Annotated in this window: 12 protein-coding genes; 6 read left to right on the top strand and 6 right to left on the bottom strand. The window is 52.0% G+C overall.

The features are described 5' to 3' along the window. Positions 1-15: 15 nt before the first annotated feature. The 3 genes from C1752_RS19315 to C1752_RS19305 are packed head-to-tail and all read right to left on the bottom strand — an operon-like array spanning position 16 to position 4,489. Positions 16-1,236 carry a type II secretion system F family protein gene (locus C1752_RS19315; protein WP_110987700.1) on the bottom strand — a complete coding sequence of 407 codons (1,221 nt, stop codon included), beginning with the start codon at positions 1,234-1,236 and terminating at the stop codon, positions 16-18. A gap of 54 nt (positions 1,237-1,290) precedes the next feature. Further along, positions 1,291-2,415, bottom strand: a complete 1,125-nt coding sequence (locus tag C1752_RS19310; protein WP_110987699.1) for a type IV pilus twitching motility protein PilT — start codon at positions 2,413-2,415, stop codon at positions 1,291-1,293. Between the two features lie 43 nt (positions 2,416-2,458). Beyond that, entirely contained in the window at positions 2,459-4,489 is a 2,031-nt protein-coding gene (locus tag C1752_RS19305) for a GspE/PulE family protein (RefSeq protein ID WP_110987698.1), read from the bottom strand. A 366-nt stretch (positions 4,490-4,855) separates the two neighbouring features. Between C1752_RS19305 and grpE the strand changes: the two genes are divergently transcribed. The 5 genes from grpE to rsgA all read left to right on the top strand — a co-directional run bounded on the left by grpE (position 4,856) and on the right by rsgA (position 10,269). Next, complete coding sequence (gene grpE, locus C1752_RS19300; RefSeq protein ID WP_110987697.1) at positions 4,856-5,602, top strand: nucleotide exchange factor GrpE; 747 nt, start codon at positions 4,856-4,858, stop codon at positions 5,600-5,602. A 149-nt stretch (positions 5,603-5,751) separates the two neighbouring features. Next, a complete protein-coding gene (gene dnaK / locus C1752_RS19295; protein WP_110987696.1) occupies positions 5,752-7,737 on the top strand; it encodes a molecular chaperone DnaK in 1,986 nt (661 codons plus the stop codon). A 47-nt stretch (positions 7,738-7,784) separates the two neighbouring features. Further along, the gene (gene dnaJ, locus C1752_RS19290) at positions 7,785-8,927 is read left to right on the top strand and encodes a molecular chaperone DnaJ (protein ID WP_110987695.1); all 1,143 of its coding nucleotides are present in this window, start codon (positions 7,785-7,787) and stop codon (positions 8,925-8,927) included. Continuing rightward, positions 8,924-9,175, top strand: coding sequence for a sulfurtransferase TusA family protein (locus C1752_RS19285; RefSeq protein WP_110987694.1), 252 nt, complete (start codon positions 8,924-8,926; stop codon positions 9,173-9,175). Before dnaJ ends, C1752_RS19285 begins: the two co-directional genes overlap by 4 nt. Then, positions 9,172-10,269, top strand: coding sequence for a small ribosomal subunit biogenesis GTPase RsgA (gene rsgA / locus C1752_RS19280; RefSeq protein WP_110987693.1), 1,098 nt, complete (start codon positions 9,172-9,174; stop codon positions 10,267-10,269). Before C1752_RS19285 ends, rsgA begins: the two co-directional genes overlap by 4 nt. Here the strand turns inward: rsgA and C1752_RS19275 are convergent. Then, positions 10,266-10,886 carry an SRPBCC family protein gene (locus C1752_RS19275; protein WP_110987692.1) on the bottom strand — a complete coding sequence of 207 codons (621 nt, stop codon included), beginning with the start codon at positions 10,884-10,886 and terminating at the stop codon, positions 10,266-10,268. The two genes, rsgA and C1752_RS19275, sit on opposite strands and share 4 nt — an antisense overlap. Positions 10,887-11,042: 156 nt before the next feature. Between C1752_RS19275 and C1752_RS19270 the strand changes: the two genes are divergently transcribed. After that, positions 11,043-12,842, top strand: coding sequence for an ABC transporter ATP-binding protein (locus C1752_RS19270; RefSeq protein ID WP_110987691.1), 1,800 nt, complete (start codon positions 11,043-11,045; stop codon positions 12,840-12,842). Positions 12,843-12,897: 55 nt separating this feature from the next. Here C1752_RS19270 and C1752_RS29755 read toward each other — a convergent pair whose 3' ends face one another. Together C1752_RS29755 and C1752_RS19260 are read right to left on the bottom strand one after the other, a co-directional pair. Beyond that, positions 12,898-15,438, bottom strand: a complete 2,541-nt coding sequence (locus tag C1752_RS29755) for an EAL domain-containing protein (RefSeq protein ID WP_110987690.1) — start codon at positions 15,436-15,438, stop codon at positions 12,898-12,900. Positions 15,439-15,661: 223 nt separating this feature from the next. After that, positions 15,662-17,083, bottom strand: a complete 1,422-nt coding sequence (locus C1752_RS19260; protein ID WP_110987689.1) for a RecQ family ATP-dependent DNA helicase — start codon at positions 17,081-17,083, stop codon at positions 15,662-15,664. Positions 17,084-17,166: the final 83 nt, after the last annotated feature.

Here is a 17,166-nt window from a genome sequence, read left to right as displayed (position 1 = left end):
TACAGATACGAACCGCTATCCCACCAAATCGAAGACCTTAAACATGGGTAAGTACATGGCGACGAGAATAGAACCGACCATGCCACCCAGAACAACAATCATCAAGGGTTCGATAACGCTGGTCATGGCCTTAACAGCTTGCTCAACTTCATCCTCATAGAAGTCAGCCACCTTCATCAGCATTTTGTCGAGTTCACCCGTTTCTTCACCGACATTGATCATCTGCGTGGCCAGCACCGGAAAGACCTTTTCTTTCTGGAGGGCGAGGCTAAGCATGCCGCCCCCTTGGATTTCACGGCGGGCTTCGTCAACGGCGTTGGCAATAATCTGGTTGCCTGCGGTATCGCGGACAATTTCTAGCGCTGACAGTATCGGGACGCCGGAGCGAGAGAGAGAACCGAAGGTGCGGCAGAAGCGCGCAACGGCTGTTTTCTGAATCAGGTCACCGAAGAGGGGAACCTTGAGAGAAATCCGGTCAATGGTTTCTCGTCCTGCGCGAGTTTTGTAGTACTGACGCATCCCAAATACAATCCCAATGATGACCACAATAGTAGGAACAAGGTAGGCAGGATTACGGAGAAATTCACTGAGGTTGACCAGTAGCTGGGTGAAGGCCGGTAGTTCGCCTCCGAGCTGTTTGAAAATACCGTCAAAAATAGGGATCAGGAAGATCACCATACCAAAGAAGATGGCAACGGCAATCAGTGTCACCACAACGGGATAGGCGAGGGCCGATTTAATCTGGTTGTTGAGTCGAGCTGAATCTTCAAGCAGCTTCGATAGGCGGTTAAGAACTTCATCTAGGACTCCCCCCATCTCGCCCGCTTGAATCATGGCGACGTAAAGTTCGTCGAAGGCTTCAGGATGCGATCGCATCGCATCCGAAAGACTCACACCCTGCTGTACATCGGCGTTGACGTCGAGCAGCGCCTTCTTAAGCTTAGGATTTTTGCACTGCTCAGACATGACGCCCAAGCCACGGACCAGGGCAACACCAGCATTAACAAGGGCCGCAAACTGACGAGAGAACAGCGCCTTATCTTTGACCGTAATGTTGTTGAGGAAGCTGAGATCAAGATCGCCATTGAGGCTAAAGCCTTCTGCCTCTTTAACATCAAGGATGTAAAGCCCCTGCTGCTGTAGGTTCGCGCGGGCTTCTTTGGGAGAGTTGGCATTTATTTTCTGCTTACTCGCTTTCCCTTGGGGACTGCGCGCACGCACAACATAGGTGGGCATATTACACCTCTTTAGAAATCAAATAAGCGGACATAAACAAAGAGAAAGAACAATCTATCGACGGCGTTGGCCTGCAGCAGCACCATTCATCTGACCGCCCACCTGAGCCGAACCAATCAGACGCTGCAGCTCATCTGCGCGAGACGTCTTAGACATAGCAGCCTCAAAAGAGATAGTACCCGCTTTATAAAGGTCAGCTAGCACTTTCTCCAAAGTCACCATCCCGAGCTTGCCGCCGGTTTGAATGGCAGAATAAATCTGAGAGGTTTTGCCTTCTCGAATCAGGTTTGCGATCGCAGGTGTCACGGCCATAATTTCCTGAGCCATCACGCGACCAAATTCACCTGGTTTGACATTTTTGCGGGGGACCAAAGTCTGACTAAAGACAGAGACTAGAGAGTTAGAGAGCTGCACCCGAACCTGCATTTGCTGCTCTGGCGGGAACACATCGACCATGCGGTCAACGGTCTGGGCTGCTGAGCTGGTGTGCAAGGTACCGAAGACCAGGTGCCCCGTTTCCGCCGCTGAGATGGCAAGCTGAATCGTTTCTAAGTCCCGCATCTCACCCACTAGAATGACATCGGGATCTTCCCGGAGCGCGGCCCGCAGTGCATTGGCAAAACTTTTAGTATCTTCACCCACTTGACGCTGGTGAATCATGCTTTTGAGCGGTTCATAGACAAATTCAATCGGGTCTTCCACCGTCAAAATATGCTCAGCCCGCGTCAAATTAATGTTGTTGATCATTGACGCTAGCGTCGTTGACTTTCCTGAGCCGGTGGGACCGGTTACAAGTACCAATCCACGTGGCTTCTCAGACATCTCCCGCACAATGTTAGGCAGGCCCAGGGTCTCAATGGTGGGAATTTTCGAACTCAAGGCTCTCAGTGCGGCCGCATAGGTACCTCGGTCTTTGTAGACGTTAACCCGGAAGCGAGCTAGACCTCTAACACCGTAGGAGCAGTCTAGTTCCCAGGTTTGCTCAAGCTGCTTTCGCTGAGTATTATTGAGCATGCTGAAGATCAGCCGTTGGCACATTTCTGCCGTCAGTGGCTCGTACTCGGCAGGCGCGAGCTTACCGTTGACGCGCATGTAGGGGGGCAAACCCGCCGATAGGTGTAGGTCAGAGCCGCCTCGCTCGACAACCTCTTCCATTAGGTCTTCAATCATATAGTCCATGAGCGTTTCTCAATCCCTTTTAGCTTTAGTATTTTCAAGACAATTACAAATCAGATGATGCCTCGTCGGGCACTTCTTCAAACCGAGGGGTCGTACAGAAAGGACAGTCCAGCCATTCCGGTCTGAGAGCTGCGGTGCAGACCCGACAGGTAAGTGAGGTTTTGCGCTTGGCTTTCAGCTCGGCCTCCAAGCCGCTATCGGTGAAGGTAACCCGCTCAACCTCTTCCAGAGTGGTTTCACCACCTTTGACAAGATTGAGACTGTAGGACAGCAGGGTAATCATCCCTTCTTCCACCGCAACTTCTTTGATGCGTTCGGTAGGTGCCCCTTCGGTAATCATGGCCTGAAGGGTCTCGGTCACCTGCATCACTTCGTAAACACCACATCGCCCTTTGTAGCCGATGCCTTTACAGGTTTGGCACACGGTCTGATTTGTTGCTTCTGCAGCCTGAATCTCATCTGCTGATAGCGTATTAGCACGATAGAAAGTGATTTCTGCGCCCTGGGTGGCAGAGAGTCCAAAGCGGGACAGCTCCAGCGAACTGGGCTGATAAGGAATCTTGCAGTCGGAACAAACCCGGCGGACCAGTCGCTGGGCGACGACGCCAATCAGCGAAGCCGAGACCATAAAGGGTTCAACATCCATTTCTGCAAGACGCGCGATCGCACTGGCTGCATCATTGGTGTGTAGGGTGGTCAAAACTAAGTGACCTGTGAGAGCGGCCTCAATAGCCGTTTTCGCCGTTTCTTTGTCCCGAGTCTCACCCACCAGAATCACATCTGGATCCTGTCTGAGGAAAGCCCGCAAAATAGAGGCGAAATCCATACCCTTTTCTCGGATAACCTGTACCTGAGTCAGACCAGGGAGCGTATATTCAATCGGGTCTTCCGCCGTGCTGATATTGACGCCGGGGTCGTTACACTCAGCGAGTGCAGAGTAAAGCGTTGTTGTTTTACCTGAACCGGTTGGCCCGGTTACTAAGATGAGTCCGAAGGGACGACTGACCATATCCCGAACAATGTCGAGGCTCTCAGGATCTGAGATCAGCTTATCGAGTCCCAACTGTGTCGAGGAGTTGTCCAGAATTCGCAGCACCACCTTCTCACCATATCGGCTCGGTAGCGTACTAACCCGGAAGTCAATTTTGCGACCCTGAAATAGGCGTCGAATCCGACCATCCTGCGGCAAGCGTCGTTCGGCGATATCTAGCTCGGCAATAATTTTAAAGCGAGAAATGACGGCTGGAATAATTTTGCGGGGCAGGTGGTCAAAGGCCTGCATGAGAACGCCATCTTTCCGAAAGCGAACCCTGAGGCTCTCTTCTTGCGGCTCAATGTGAATATCAGATACGCCCTCTTGTAGAGCTTTGGCTAAAATCTTATTCACCAAGGCAATGATGGGCGCGGTCCCTGCATCCTGTACCGCATCTCCAAGGTCAGCTTCTAACTCATCGGCAACCTCCTCAAGCCCCATGATGGCTTCGAGATCGTCTTCTAGATCAAACTCAAGAGCCTGCTGAGCTTGGCCCTGCTGCTCTACCTGTTTATCCAGATACTTGGCAATCAGTTGCTGGTAGTCTTCAACCGCAACCACCATCCGCTGAAGGTTAATGCCCTGGGGACGTAGAATACGCCCTAGGTCGTCTAAAGCTCTTAAGTTATCGGGATCCACCATGGCCACCAGCAGTGCGGGTGGCGTTGATTCCCGGTTCAGCATCAGCGGCACCAGCTGGCAGCGGCGGCAAAGCTCAAGGGGAATCAGCGTGTCAATTAGTTCGCCAACCTGATCGGTTGGAATCTGGTTGATCTCTGGATCGAGAGAGTCAATACCATAGAGAATCTTAAGTTCAAAGAGCTGCTGGCGCTTGAACTGACGGAGTAGTTCAGGGGGCAGGGCTTGACCTGTCATACCCTGTAAAACTTCGACCAGAGATCGGCCTGACTGACGGCTTTCGACGGTGGCCTCGCGGAGCTGATCCTGATCGATATAGCCCTTGGCAATCAACTTGTTCCCAAAGGGCGAAAAATTCTGCCGGGTAATGAGGGCTCTACGTTGGGAAGGTGAGTTGACCATATCGTACAGAGGGTAGGAGATCTTTGATGAAGGCTTAGAAGAGGCTGCGATCGCAACAGATCTACGCCTGCTATTTTATATGTCCTGATTGGTGGAAATGACTCAGGGTTGGAGATATTTCTTTCAGCATGCCCATATTATTCACCGTTCTTTAACCCATAACCTGAATCGGTCTGTGCCACGAGCCATATAAAACGGTGATTTTTCTACATTCTTGTGAGGGAACCCGAACCAAACTTTTAGCGAAACCGCCCCTAATAGCACCAGTCAATAGTGATAACCTAGGCGAAGTGGCTAGATTGCTGTACATAATAGAAGCAATCAAACGGAAAGTAATTTAGTTGTTGACGAGTAAGACAGAACATAATGAGTGGTGACGAGCAGCAGAATGAATATCAGGGCGATATGCAGCCAGAAGTAGACAACCCAGTCTCTAGCGATGCGCAGCAGCCCCAGGACCTTGAAATGGGCGATGATGCCGCCGTAGAGGTGCCCATTGTTGAAGATATCCCGGCAGAGATACCTGCTGTTGACGCCACTGAGACAGCGGAGACGACAGCAGATGGCAGCGCTGCCCCCTCCCAGGAGAGCACCGAAGAAACAACAGATGCCCTGCAGCAGAAATTGGAGGGCGTCACCGGTCAATATATGCGAATTGCGGCGGACTTCGATAATTTTCGCAAGCGAACAGAGCGAGAGAAATCGGATCTAGAGCAGCGGGTCAAGCGAGAGACCATCAGTGAGCTGTTGCCGGTTATTGATAGCTTTGAGCGCGCCAAATCCCACATCAATCCTCAAACTGAAGAAGAAATAAATATTCAAAAGAGCTATCAGGGCGTTTATAAGCAGCTTGTCGATTGTCTGAAGCGAATCGGGGTTGCTCCCATGCGTGCGCAGGGTAAAGAATTTGACCCTAATCTACACGAAGCGATTATGCGGGAGCCCACAGATCAGTTCACAGAAGGTGAAGTGATGGAAGAACTCGTCAATGGGTACATGATCGGCGATCTTGTGCTGCGTCACGCCATGGTCAAAGTTGCTGCACCTGCAGAGCCCATGCTAACCTCTGAAGAAAATTCACCCGAGACTCTTGACAGTCAAGCCGTTGAATAGCCCTTCTGCGTTGTTCTCGAAAAGAATATCAGCAAAATTTAGGAACCAGTGATTAAAACTGTTGGGAGTTGCGGCACCCTAACTAATGTAGGAGTCTCCTAAAAGAGAACTCGAAGTATAAGAAAACTGCCGTTGGCTATAAAGAAATTATGGGCAAGGTCATAGGAATTGATCTAGGAACAACAAACAGTTGTGTTGCTGTTTTAGAAGGGGGAAAGCCTGTGGTGATTCCCAACACTGAGGGCGGCCGTACAACCCCTAGTATCGTCGGCTTCGGCAAGTCAGGAGATCGCCTGGTAGGGCAATTGGCGAAGCGTCAGGCTGTCACCAACGCTGAGAATACGATTTTCAGTATTAAGCGGTTTATCGGTCGGCGCTGGCAAGAGACCGAGAATGAACGCTCTAGAGTGTCATATTCCTGCGTTGTCGGGCGCGACGACACCGTTAACGTGCAGATTCGGGGTAAAAGCTACACTTCTCAAGAAGTGTCAGCCATGGTTCTGCAAAAGTTAAAACAGGACGCCGAGAGCTACCTGGGCGAAACCGTGACCCAGGCAGTCATTACCGTCCCTGCCTACTTTAGCGATGCTCAGCGTCAGGCAACGAAGGATGCCGGCACGATTGCGGGATTAGAAGTACTCCGCATCATTAATGAACCCACGGCAGCCTCTCTTTCCTATGGCCTAGATAAGCAAGACCAGGACGAAAAAGTACTGGTGTTTGACTTAGGCGGCGGCACCTTTGATGTCTCCATTCTGCAGCTTGGAGATGGGGTCTTTGAGGTGAAGGCCACCGCCGGCAATAATCACCTGGGGGGTGACGACTTTGATGAAGCCATCCTGCGCTGGATGCTTGAACATTTCCAATCGGTCGAGAATCTAGACCTCTCTAATGACAAGATGGCGCTTCAGCGTCTTCGGGAAGCATCAGAGAAGGCCAAGATTGAGCTTTCTAGCACCGTTACAACCTCCATTAATCTGCCCTTTATTACTGCAGATGAGTCGGGTCCGAAGCATTTAGAGATGGACCTAACCCGCGCAAAATTTGAGGAGCTTGTGGGTGAACTGGTAACCGAAACGCTCACGCCAGTCAAGCAGGCACTTGAAGATGGCGGCTTAAATCCTGAAAATATTGATCGCATTGTTTTAGTGGGGGGATCGACACGCATACCTGCGGTACAGGAAGCGATTCAAGAGTACTTTGGAGGGAAAGCGCCCGATCGGTCGGTTAATCCCGATGAATCTGTGGCTTTGGGGGCCGCGATTCAAGCAGGTGTTCTGGGCGGAGAAGTTAAAGATCTGCTGTTGCTAGATGTCTCACCCCTGTCCATGGGAATTGAGACCCTGGGCGGCGTCTTCACGAAGATCATTGATCGCAATACGACGTTGCCCACTAGCCGTTCTCAATGTTTTTCAACCGCAACCGATGGTCAAACCTGCGTTGAGATTCAGGTTTATCAAGGTGAGCGGGCAATGGTCAAAGACAATCGCTGTCTCGGGAACTTTGAATTAACCGGTATTCCTGCTGCACCACGCGGAGTGCCTCAAATTGAGGTGACATTTGATATTGATGCTAACGGTATTCTAAATGTCTCTGCACAAGATCGCGGGACAGGCCGGGAGCAAAGTATTCGCATTTCCAATACGGGTGGCCTCAGCAGCCTAGAGGTTGAGCGGATGCGGCAAGAAGCTCAGGTTTACGCCGACCAAGACCAGGCACATCGTGAGATTGCTCAATACAAAAATCAGTTGGATAGCTTATTGTATAGCTATACCTCAACGCTCGCGGAAAATGGCAATTTGATTAGTGCTGACTTAAGGCAACGCGCTGATCAAACTGTGGCTCAAGCACGAGCGGCAAGTGCCTATCCTGAAATCACGATCACTGTTCTCAAGCAGCACATTGATGATCTCAATCGCGTTCTTCTGGATGTCGGGGCGGCTGTTTATCAGTTCGCAGGGCAGCCTTCTGTTGGTGACTCTGCTGCACCGAGTGCGCCCGTTGAAGCAAGCCCACCTCCAGAAGAAGTTTTTGCTTCGGCAGAAGCTGCTCCTAGAGAGACGATGAATGATGATGCTACGATCATTGGTGATTTTGACGACACGGTAATTACAGACTATGAAGCTGTCGATTAACGGTCGTGGGCGTCAGGATTTATTGTTCTACTGACTGAATGTGATCTATGGCTCGGGACTACTATGACCTTCTCGGTGTTTCTCGAAATGCTGATCCAGACGAGCTAAAGCGCGCTTACCGCCGCTTGGCACGTAAGTATCACCCTGATGTGAATAAAGAACCGGGAGCAGAGGATCAGTTTAAGGAGGTTAACCGGGCCTACGAAGTCCTCTCTGACGGTGAAATGCGGGCCAGATACGATCGTTTTGGCGAGGCGGGCGTAGGTTCTGCTGCTGCGGGTCCGGGTGCAGGCGGGTTCCAAGACTTCGGCGATATGGGCGGGTTTGCCGATATTTTTGAAAGCTTCTTTGGTGGCGGCGGATTTGGCGGTACCACTCAGGCAGGGCGACGACGCTCAGGACCTGCTCGCGGCGAAGATCTACGATTCGATCTCAAGCTGGAGTTTCGGGAAGCAATTTTTGGCGGTGAGCATCAGATTCGGATCTCTCACCTAGAAGTCTGCAACACCTGTGAAGGCTCGGGAGCAAAGGCCGGAACGAAGCCTCAATCCTGCGGAACCTGTCAGGGGAATGGCCAGGTGCGTCGGATGACGCGGACCCCCTTTGGTAGCTTTACGCAGGTGTCAGTCTGCCCAACCTGTTCAGGGACGGGGCAAACGGTGACAGATAAGTGCGAAACCTGTGGTGGCAAAGGCCAAAATCAGGTTAGCAAGAAATTAAAAATCACAATCCCTGCGGGCGTTGATACCGGTACTCGCCTGCGCGTTTCCAATGAAGGCGACGCCGGACAGAGAAACGGACCTGCAGGCGACCTATACGTCTATCTCTTCATCAAAGAGGATGCTGAATTCCGTCGGGAAGGCTCAAATATTCTCTCGGCGTTGAAGGTCAGCTATCTACAGGCAATTCTGGGCGCGAAAGTCCCGGTTAATACGGTGGATGGCGAAGAGCCGGTCATGATCCCAGCAGGGACACAGCCGGGGACTGTATTGACGCTGGACAATCACGGTGTGCCGCGTCTCGGGAATCCCGTCAGTCGTGGAGATCACTTGATTACGGTTGTGATCGATATTCCGACGCGGGTGTCGACTGAAGAAAGGGAATTACTCGAGAAGCTGGCCGATATCAAGGGTGAGCAGGCCGGGAAGGGTGGCGTTGAGGGCTTCCTCGGTGGAATTTTTGGCCGATGAGCGATTCTCTGGGTCAGCCTGACGAAAAACTAGATTTGCGCGGGACGCCCTGTCCGCTGAACTTTGTGCGCACAAAGCTGCGGCTGCAGCAGATGTCGCCGGGTGCGTTGCTGGAAGTCTGGCTAGATCCTGGCGAACCAATTGAACAGGTGCCAGACAGTCTGGTGGTGGCTGGCTACAAAGTCGAAGGTTTGGTTGACTACTCTGGATATTTTGCGTTGCAGGTCCGTCGGCCCGTCGGGACATGAAGGCTGAGCGAACCGCCAGCGCTGAGCTGGTGGGTGTGGTTGTGGCGGTGCAGGCGAATTATTATCGGGTTCAGCTTTTAGCAGGGCAGGCTTCTGAGTCGGCAACGGAACTGCTGTGTACTCGACGATCGCGCCTCAAAAAGCTGGGACAGCAAATTATGGTAGGTGATCGGGTCGGGGTAGAAGAGCCGGATTGGCAGGGTTTAAGAGGTGCGATCGCAACTATCTCCCCTCGCCAAACTCAGCTACACCGGCCTCCGGTTGCCAACGCCAATCAAGTGCTGCTCATGTTTGCGCTAGCGGATCCCACCTTAGATCCCCTGCAGCTTACTCGTTTCTTAGTCACGGTCGAAGCCACTGGCCTCAGGATTGTTCTGGGCCTTAACAAGAAAGAACTACTGGACGAAGATCAGCAGCAGCAGTGGCAAGACCGCCTTCGTAAATGGGGCTACCAGCCTTTCCTGATCAGTCTCTATGAGCAAGCGGGCCTACAGGAACTGCAGCAACAGCTACAGGGACAGCTAACCGTTTTGTCGGGGCCTTCGGGCGTGGGTAAGTCCAGCCTCATCAATAATCTGATCCCAGAGCATGACGTGCGGGTCGGCTCTGTTTCAGAGCGCTGGGGTCAGGGCAAACACACCACTCGGCACGTCGAATTGTTTGACCTGCCCGGTGGCGGACTCCTGGCCGATACGCCCGGGTTCAATCAGCCCAGCACCACCTGTCGTCCCCAAGCGCTAGCCCAATATTTCCCAGAGGCTCAGCAACGCTTAGCGCAGGCTCAATGTCAGTTTAATGACTGCTTTCATCGAGATGAACCGAATTGCTCTGTCCGCGGCAACTGGGAGCGATATCCCTATTACCTAACCCTGCTGGAAGAGGTGATCGCCCATCAAAGTGAACAGGATGCGATCGCAAATGCTGAATCCACCCTCAAGCGCAAAGCGAAGCGTAAAGGGAATACAGAATACGAACCCAAGCTTTCTAGCAAACGCTACCGACGTCCCTCCCGTCGATCCCAGCGCCAAAACCTTAAAGATCTTTATCCTGATCGCCATAACCCCGAACATAGCGAGGATAGCCCTTCCCACTAAGAGGCATGAAGCATTTCTAATCGGCGCTGCACTGCAAGCAGATTGCGAGGCAGGTCATAGCGCAGGCGCTTCTCGATGGCAATAATAGGCATCGTCCGCTTCGGCCAAATGAATAGGCTGTAGGTCAACTGCGTTCCGTCGGCAGCGGGTTCTAAAAGCCAATCACCAGAAAAAGCCTTGAAGTCTCCTTCGACCATCTCAAAGTGAATCGCATTGAGAAAGTCTTCCGTCATGTCTAGGACAACACGGGCTGAGAACTTGAGAAAAAGAGCACTTTGCACCCCAATTTGCTCCAGCCGAATCCCCTCTTGAGGATGCTCTAATAGCTGGCTGGTCGCCAGATTGGGGATAAAATCGGCAAGGCGTTCGTAATCCGTGAGGACCTGCCACACCTGCTCTTGAGAATAGGGCAGTACCGTCTTGGCGATAATCTGACGCTGGCGTTTTTCCAGCTTTTCAGTCTCTAGAGAAACAGCGGCCAAGGCTTCTGCCTCCGCCTCGCTCGTCGGAGGGATACTCTGCAGTTCCTGATCGCTAATCGCATCTGCAGCACGGGATGACTCCTGACTGGCGAAAGCCTGAGTCGAGTCGCTGTCTGACAGTGAATCTGATTGCATAGGGTGAGCATCCTCAACGAATGGGCTATTCTGATGATCCATTAAACTGTAGACCCGTTCCAATTAACAACGATCGTTCAGACCCCGCTAGAAACAGGCAATCAATCCTAGGATTGACTGAAGACGGCCACCAACTCACACTGGTTGAGCAACTTTATGGGTAACCATCAATCCTCTGGAGATCCGGCAAAATACCCACTCCGGCGACTGCTGCGCTATAGTCGCTCCTACCGCCGTCAGATAGGGTGGGCGGCCACCTGCTCTGTGCTCAATAAAATTTTTGATTTGGCCCCTCCAGCCCTGATCGGGGCCGCAGTGGATGTGGTGGTGCAGCGCCAGGACTCCATCATTGCCAGCTTTGGAATTACAGATGTTTGGCAACAGCTTGTAACCCTGGCGCTGCTGTCAGCCCTAGTGTGGGGCCTAGAGTCATTATTTGAATACGCCTATCAACGACTCTGGCGGAATCTAGCCCAAGCGCTACAGCATGACGTGCGGCTAGATGCCTATGCCCATCTCCAGAATTTAGAGCTGTCCTATTTCGAGGCACGGACGACCGGCGGCCTCATGTCCATTCTCAACGATGACGTTAACCAGCTAGAGCGGTTTTTAGACCAGGGTGCCAATGATATTCTCCAGGTGATTACAACGGTGATTATTATCGGCGCTGTTTTCTTAGGCACCGCCCCCAACGTTGCTTGGATGGCGCTGTTGCCCATGCCGTTTATCATTTGGGGTGCGATCGCATTTCAAAAACGACTGGCCCCTCGCTATGCCCTTGTCCGGGAGCAAGTGGGGCTGCTGAACGGTCGTCTTTCCAACAACCTCAGCGGCATCACCACCATCAAAAGCTTTACCACCGAAGCCTACGAAGTTGAGCAGGTGGCTCTAGAGAGCAACGCCTATAGCGACAGCAACCAAAACGCCATTGCCCTCAGCGCTGCCTTTATCCCACTTATTCGGGTCTTGATTTTACTGGCCTTCATTGCCATTTTGCTCTACGGCGGTATGGAAGTCGTCAATGGTGCATTAGCTGTCGGTACCTATAGCGTTCTAGTCTTCCTCACCCAGCGATTACTGTGGCCCCTCACTCGCCTTGGCGAAACATTAGATCAATATCAGCGGGCCATGGCTTCCACTCGACGGATCATGGGGTTACTAGATACGCCTATTCATATTCATCCAGGTCATTTAGCACTGCCCCTGGCGGCAGTCAAAGGGGATTTGAGGCTAGCAGGCGTTTCCTTTGCCTATGAAGCCGACAACCCAGTTTTAGACGACATTGATCTGCATATCCCTGCAGGACAAACCATTGCCATTGTGGGCTCGACAGGCTCGGGCAAAAGCACGCTATCTAAGCTGTTACTCAGACTCTACGAAGTTGAGACGGGCAAGGTGACCCTCGACAACATCGATATCCAGACCTTACGAATCAAGGATCTACGCCGAGCCATTGGACTGGTGAGCCAAGACGTATTTCTGTTCCACGGCACGGTTCGAGAAAATATTGCCTATGGCCGTTTAGATGCCACCCTCGCTGAGATTGAGACTGCGGCCAAGCATGCCGAAGCCCATGCCTTTATCCAGCAGCTGCCGCAGGGATACGAAACAATCGTAGGAGAGCGGGGGCAAAAGCTTTCTGGGGGGCAACGACAGCGCCTATCGATTGCGAGGGCCTTGCTCAAGGATCCGCCGATTCTGATTCTGGATGAAGCGACATCAGCCGTAGATAACGAGACGGAGGCCGCTATCCAAAAATCGCTGGATCGAATTACAGCTCACCGAACAACCATTGCGATCGCACATCGGCTCTCCACCATTCGCCATGCAGACTGCATTTATGTTCTGGAGCAGGGCCAGATCAAAGAGCAAGGCCAGCATGAAGAGTTACTAAAGCTATCAGGCGTTTATGCGCAGCTCTGGCGGGTCCAAACGGGGCAGCGAGAAATGGTATAGATAACGCACACATACAGCTCAGCAAGCACCAGAACATACTCAGTAATGCTCAGCTTCAATGAAGGGTGCGATTGTGCAGGACTGTCTGCAAATGGCGAAGCTGTTTGTCTAACACCAGATCGTCGATAAAGGTATAGTCGAGCAGTTTGAGTGCCCCCTTCAGCTTCGCTGTGATGTCAGCCTGATGGGGAAGGAGATCATGATCTGGAAAATGGGACACGATTTCGACAAGATGGCTGGGCATCAGGTCTTTGATGCCCGCTTCCGGTTTGTTCTCAGGGGCATGGGTCAGAATTAGCGGCAGATCTGCGTGGGGGCGATACCAGTCGAGAAAAACATCAGCATTGGGTTCTAAGGTCGTTAAATCAAGAATCAGTAGGTCGGGAAGGTGTTCTTCGCACACCTTCAGCTGCTCCAGCGTTGGCACGACCTGAATATCGGCCATTTGCCATAGAACTTCTATGCCTTGAGCCGTGAGTAAGTGCTGCCAGATGTCACCCTGGGTATGGGAGGTTTGAATCAATAAAACAGACTTAGCCGCCAAATGCTGCAGCTTGTAGTTGGGAACAGAGGGCGCAAGCCGAAATTCGAGTTCTGTCTTACCCACTTGAATGCGATCGCTGTCTTTGAGCAACTGAGGGGTGCTAATCCGCTGCCCATTAAGGAATGAACCGTTGCGGCTCCATAGATCGACAAAGTAAAAGTTGCCCGTCCGTAGGAGCTGCAGCAGCATGGCATGGTTGCGAGACACCATACGATCCGGTAGCACAATATCGTTGTTTGAAGCCCGACCAATGGTCCAGGTGGTGCGACCCGCTAGCAGAATCTGAGACTGCCCGGAGGGACGATCAATCATCAACTGCGGCAGAGAAACGGTGCAGCCGCTATTCTCATACCACCGCTCTTCTTTCTCTAGAAGCAGCTCAATCTGGGCATCGGCTAGTGGCCGTGCCAAGAAATAGCCCTGGCCGTGCTGGCAGTTAAGGGCTCTTAACTGTAGGAGCTGATTGATGGTTTCTACGCCTTCGGCGACGACCTCTAGATCCAGCGTCTCCGCGAGGTGCAGAATCGTACGAACAATCTCTAGATTTTCTTTGGTCTCAAGTTGGTGAATAAAGGACCGATCAACTTTCAGGAAATTGATGGGAAAACTCTGCAGGTAGCTCAGGGAAGAATAGCCTGTGCCAAAATCATCAATGCAGAGCTGAATCCCGAGTTGCTGAAGTTCGGCCAGCCGCGTGAGCACAAACTCACTTTTATCTAGAATCGTGCTTTCTGTAATTTCTAGCTTGAGGCAGTGGGCCGTGAGTTGTGTCTCTGACAAGACGGCCTGAATATGGCGGACAAGGTCAGGATGGCAAAGCTCTCGGCTAGAAAGATTAACGGTGATGAAGTAGCTGTGGGCATGGGGAAAGGTCTGCTGCCACTGCCGCAGCTTCATACAGGCTTCTTTGAGAACCCAGTGGCCTAACGGAACAATCAAGCCTGTTTCTTCGGCAACGGGCAGAAAGGCATCAGGCCCCACATGCCCCTGCTGAGGATGTTGCCAGGAGACAAGAGCTTCAAAACCTTCGATGTTACCTGTTTCTAAGGAACTGATCGGTTGATAGTTGAGCTGTAGCTCTTGATTAGCAATGGCCTGCCTGAGATCGGTTTCCAGATCCAGACGCGCCACAGCTTTGAGGTGCATGGCAGTATCGAAGAGAGCGTAGCAGGCTTTACCAGACGCTTTCGCATAGTAAAGGGCAATATCGGCGTCGCGCAGCAGCTCTTCTGGCTGACTATATCGCTCAGAACTCAAGGCAATGCCGATGCTGGTGGTGCTGAAAACGCTCCGCCCTTCTACAAGATAGGGAATAGCCATCTCTTTAAGGATGCGATCGCAAATCAGCACAACCTCTGCCCGAGTCGCCACATCATTCACGAGCATTGTGAACTCATCACCGCCGAGACGCGCCACCGTATCACCAGGCCTGAGCAGTTTTTGTAATTTTTGAGCCACGGCAATCAATAGCTGGTCACCCATACCGTGGCCCAAACTATCGTTAATGACCTTGAAACGATCTAAATCTAGGAATAAAACGGCAAATTGATACTTGTGTTCCCGCTGAGAATGCTGGACGAGATGCTTGAGCCGATCCATAAATAGAGATCGATTGGGGAGAGCCGTCAGCGGATCGTAAAGGGCATCTCGCTGAAGTCGAGCCTGCTTTTCTTTAATAGCCGTAATATCAGTGATCAAGCCCGTCAGACCCAGATGGCCACTGGAATCACCAATAACTTGGCCCTGTTCCCATAGCCAACGCTCTTGACCTGTTTTAGTACAAATGCGATATTCCAAACTGTAGGGCTGTCTATCTTCAATAGCCGCTTTCGTCACCTGTTGGACTCGACATCTATCTTCTGAATGAATCAGGCTGGCGTAGGAAAGTGGTCCCGATTTTGTGAGTTCTTCGTGCTTGTATCCCGTTAACTGTAAACATCCTTCGCTGAGATAGCGCATTGTCCGCCCATGGGGATCGAGACAATAGAAAACGATGCCGGGCAGCGCATTAATGAGATCAGAAAGCGGCCGCGAATCACAGGTAGTAGTCATGCGCAGCCTGAGTAGATAACAATCAGTAAAGCGATATGTTTTTGACGCAAAGTAAATCTAAGCAAGTGAAAGCTGCCCGGAGCACTAATCTGCGAAAATTGAAAGTCGTAACAGTCAGTTTATCTAGACATTATTAATATTCTAGCGGCTGGCAGCTATCTCGCCCCGAACAGTGCCTAGAAGGGGGAAAGTTCTGCTGTAAAGTTTAGCGGCAGGTATAGAGTTATCCCGCTCTAGTGCGACAGCGATCGCAATGTCCACATCGAAAGGTGGCTGAAGCAAATCCAAAGTAACCAAGGATCCATCGCCACCGACAGTGACGGGTGCGAATAAAGGATTTCATGGTACTACGGTCAGTTTTCTGAGGGCGGGGAGCAGCGTTAGCCGTCATCACATAGCGAAAGGGATCAATCCAGCGTAGCTGCCCTGTGCTGTGCAGCATTGAAAGCACCATCTCAGCCTGTGGCATAGATTTCTGCAGAGCAGTGAGGGTTCCTTGCGCCGGAAGCTGAGTCACTAAGCGTTGAGCTTGCTGCTGCTGAAGACGCCGCTGCTGGGCAAAATAACGCTGCTGCTGCTGATCTTGTGGGTCAAGCCACCCTGTCGGCTCGCTGACCAATAGGAGCGTTTGCGATCGCAAACCATCTCGCCCTGCCCGTCCAATCTCCTGCACATAGGCCGCCACGCTCAGGGGAGCATGAAAATGGCAAATCCAACGACAGTCGGGCTTATTGATGCCCATTCCAAACGCACTGGTACAGACCACTACTGGCATCGTCGCCGTCAACCAGTCTGCCTCAATCTGGCGACGACGCTCTGGGGGTAAACCTGCGTGATAGGCCACCGAACGAACCCGCTGGCGGCGCAGCCAATCAACCAGCGCTTCGCTATCTCGACGACTCCGGGTGTAGATCAGCCCCGATGACTGACCTTGGCGCTGGATCAGCTTGAGAACTTGACGGCGACGATGGGCCGAACTGCAGGTCACTTGAACCCGCAGATTCAAATTTGCTCGGTAGGGACTGACCCGAAAAGTCCGGGGCCTCTGCAGTTGCAGAACGGTTTGAATCTCTTGCTGAACGGTGGGAGTCGCCGTCGCGGTGAACGCCGCCACTGGAATTGGATCTTGCCCCTGCTGCAGAATTGAGCGCACCGTACCCAGACGACGATAGACCGGTCGAAAGGAGACTCCCCACTGACTAATGCAGTGCGCTTCATCAATAATTAGGTAACCAATGTTCAAGCTGCACAGCCGCGGCCAAAGCGTTGAACTCAAGAGTGATTCAGGAGATAGATATAATAGATCTAGCCGACGTAGCTGATCTAGAGTTTGCGATCGCAACTGCGGCGAAAGTTGACTATGTAAAAGCGCAGCCTTAATTTGTCGTTGACGTAGCTCCTGCACCTGGTTCTCCATCAAAGACACCAGAGGCGAGACCACCAGCGTCAATCCAGGCCGCAAAAGCGCAGGGAGTTGAAAACAAATTGACTTACCCGCTCCAGTGGGCAGCAACACCAAAGCATCCTGCCCCGCTAGCAGACAGCTCACAACATCCTCCTGTGGAGGACGAAACTGGTCATAGCCCCAAAACTGCTTTAACGCATAACGGGCAGATTCCAAGTCCAAAGGCTGAGAATCTAGCATCGAACGGAAACATCTGTATCGTGACTAGAGTCTATAGGTCTCATGCGATGTATCGGGACTTTTTTACAGATATTGAATGGCAG

Source organism: Acaryochloris thomasi RCC1774, from assembly GCF_003231495.1.
Lineage (GTDB): Bacteria > Cyanobacteriota > Cyanobacteriia > Thermosynechococcales > Thermosynechococcaceae > RCC1774.
This window is presented reverse-complemented; position numbering and strand designations above follow the sequence as displayed.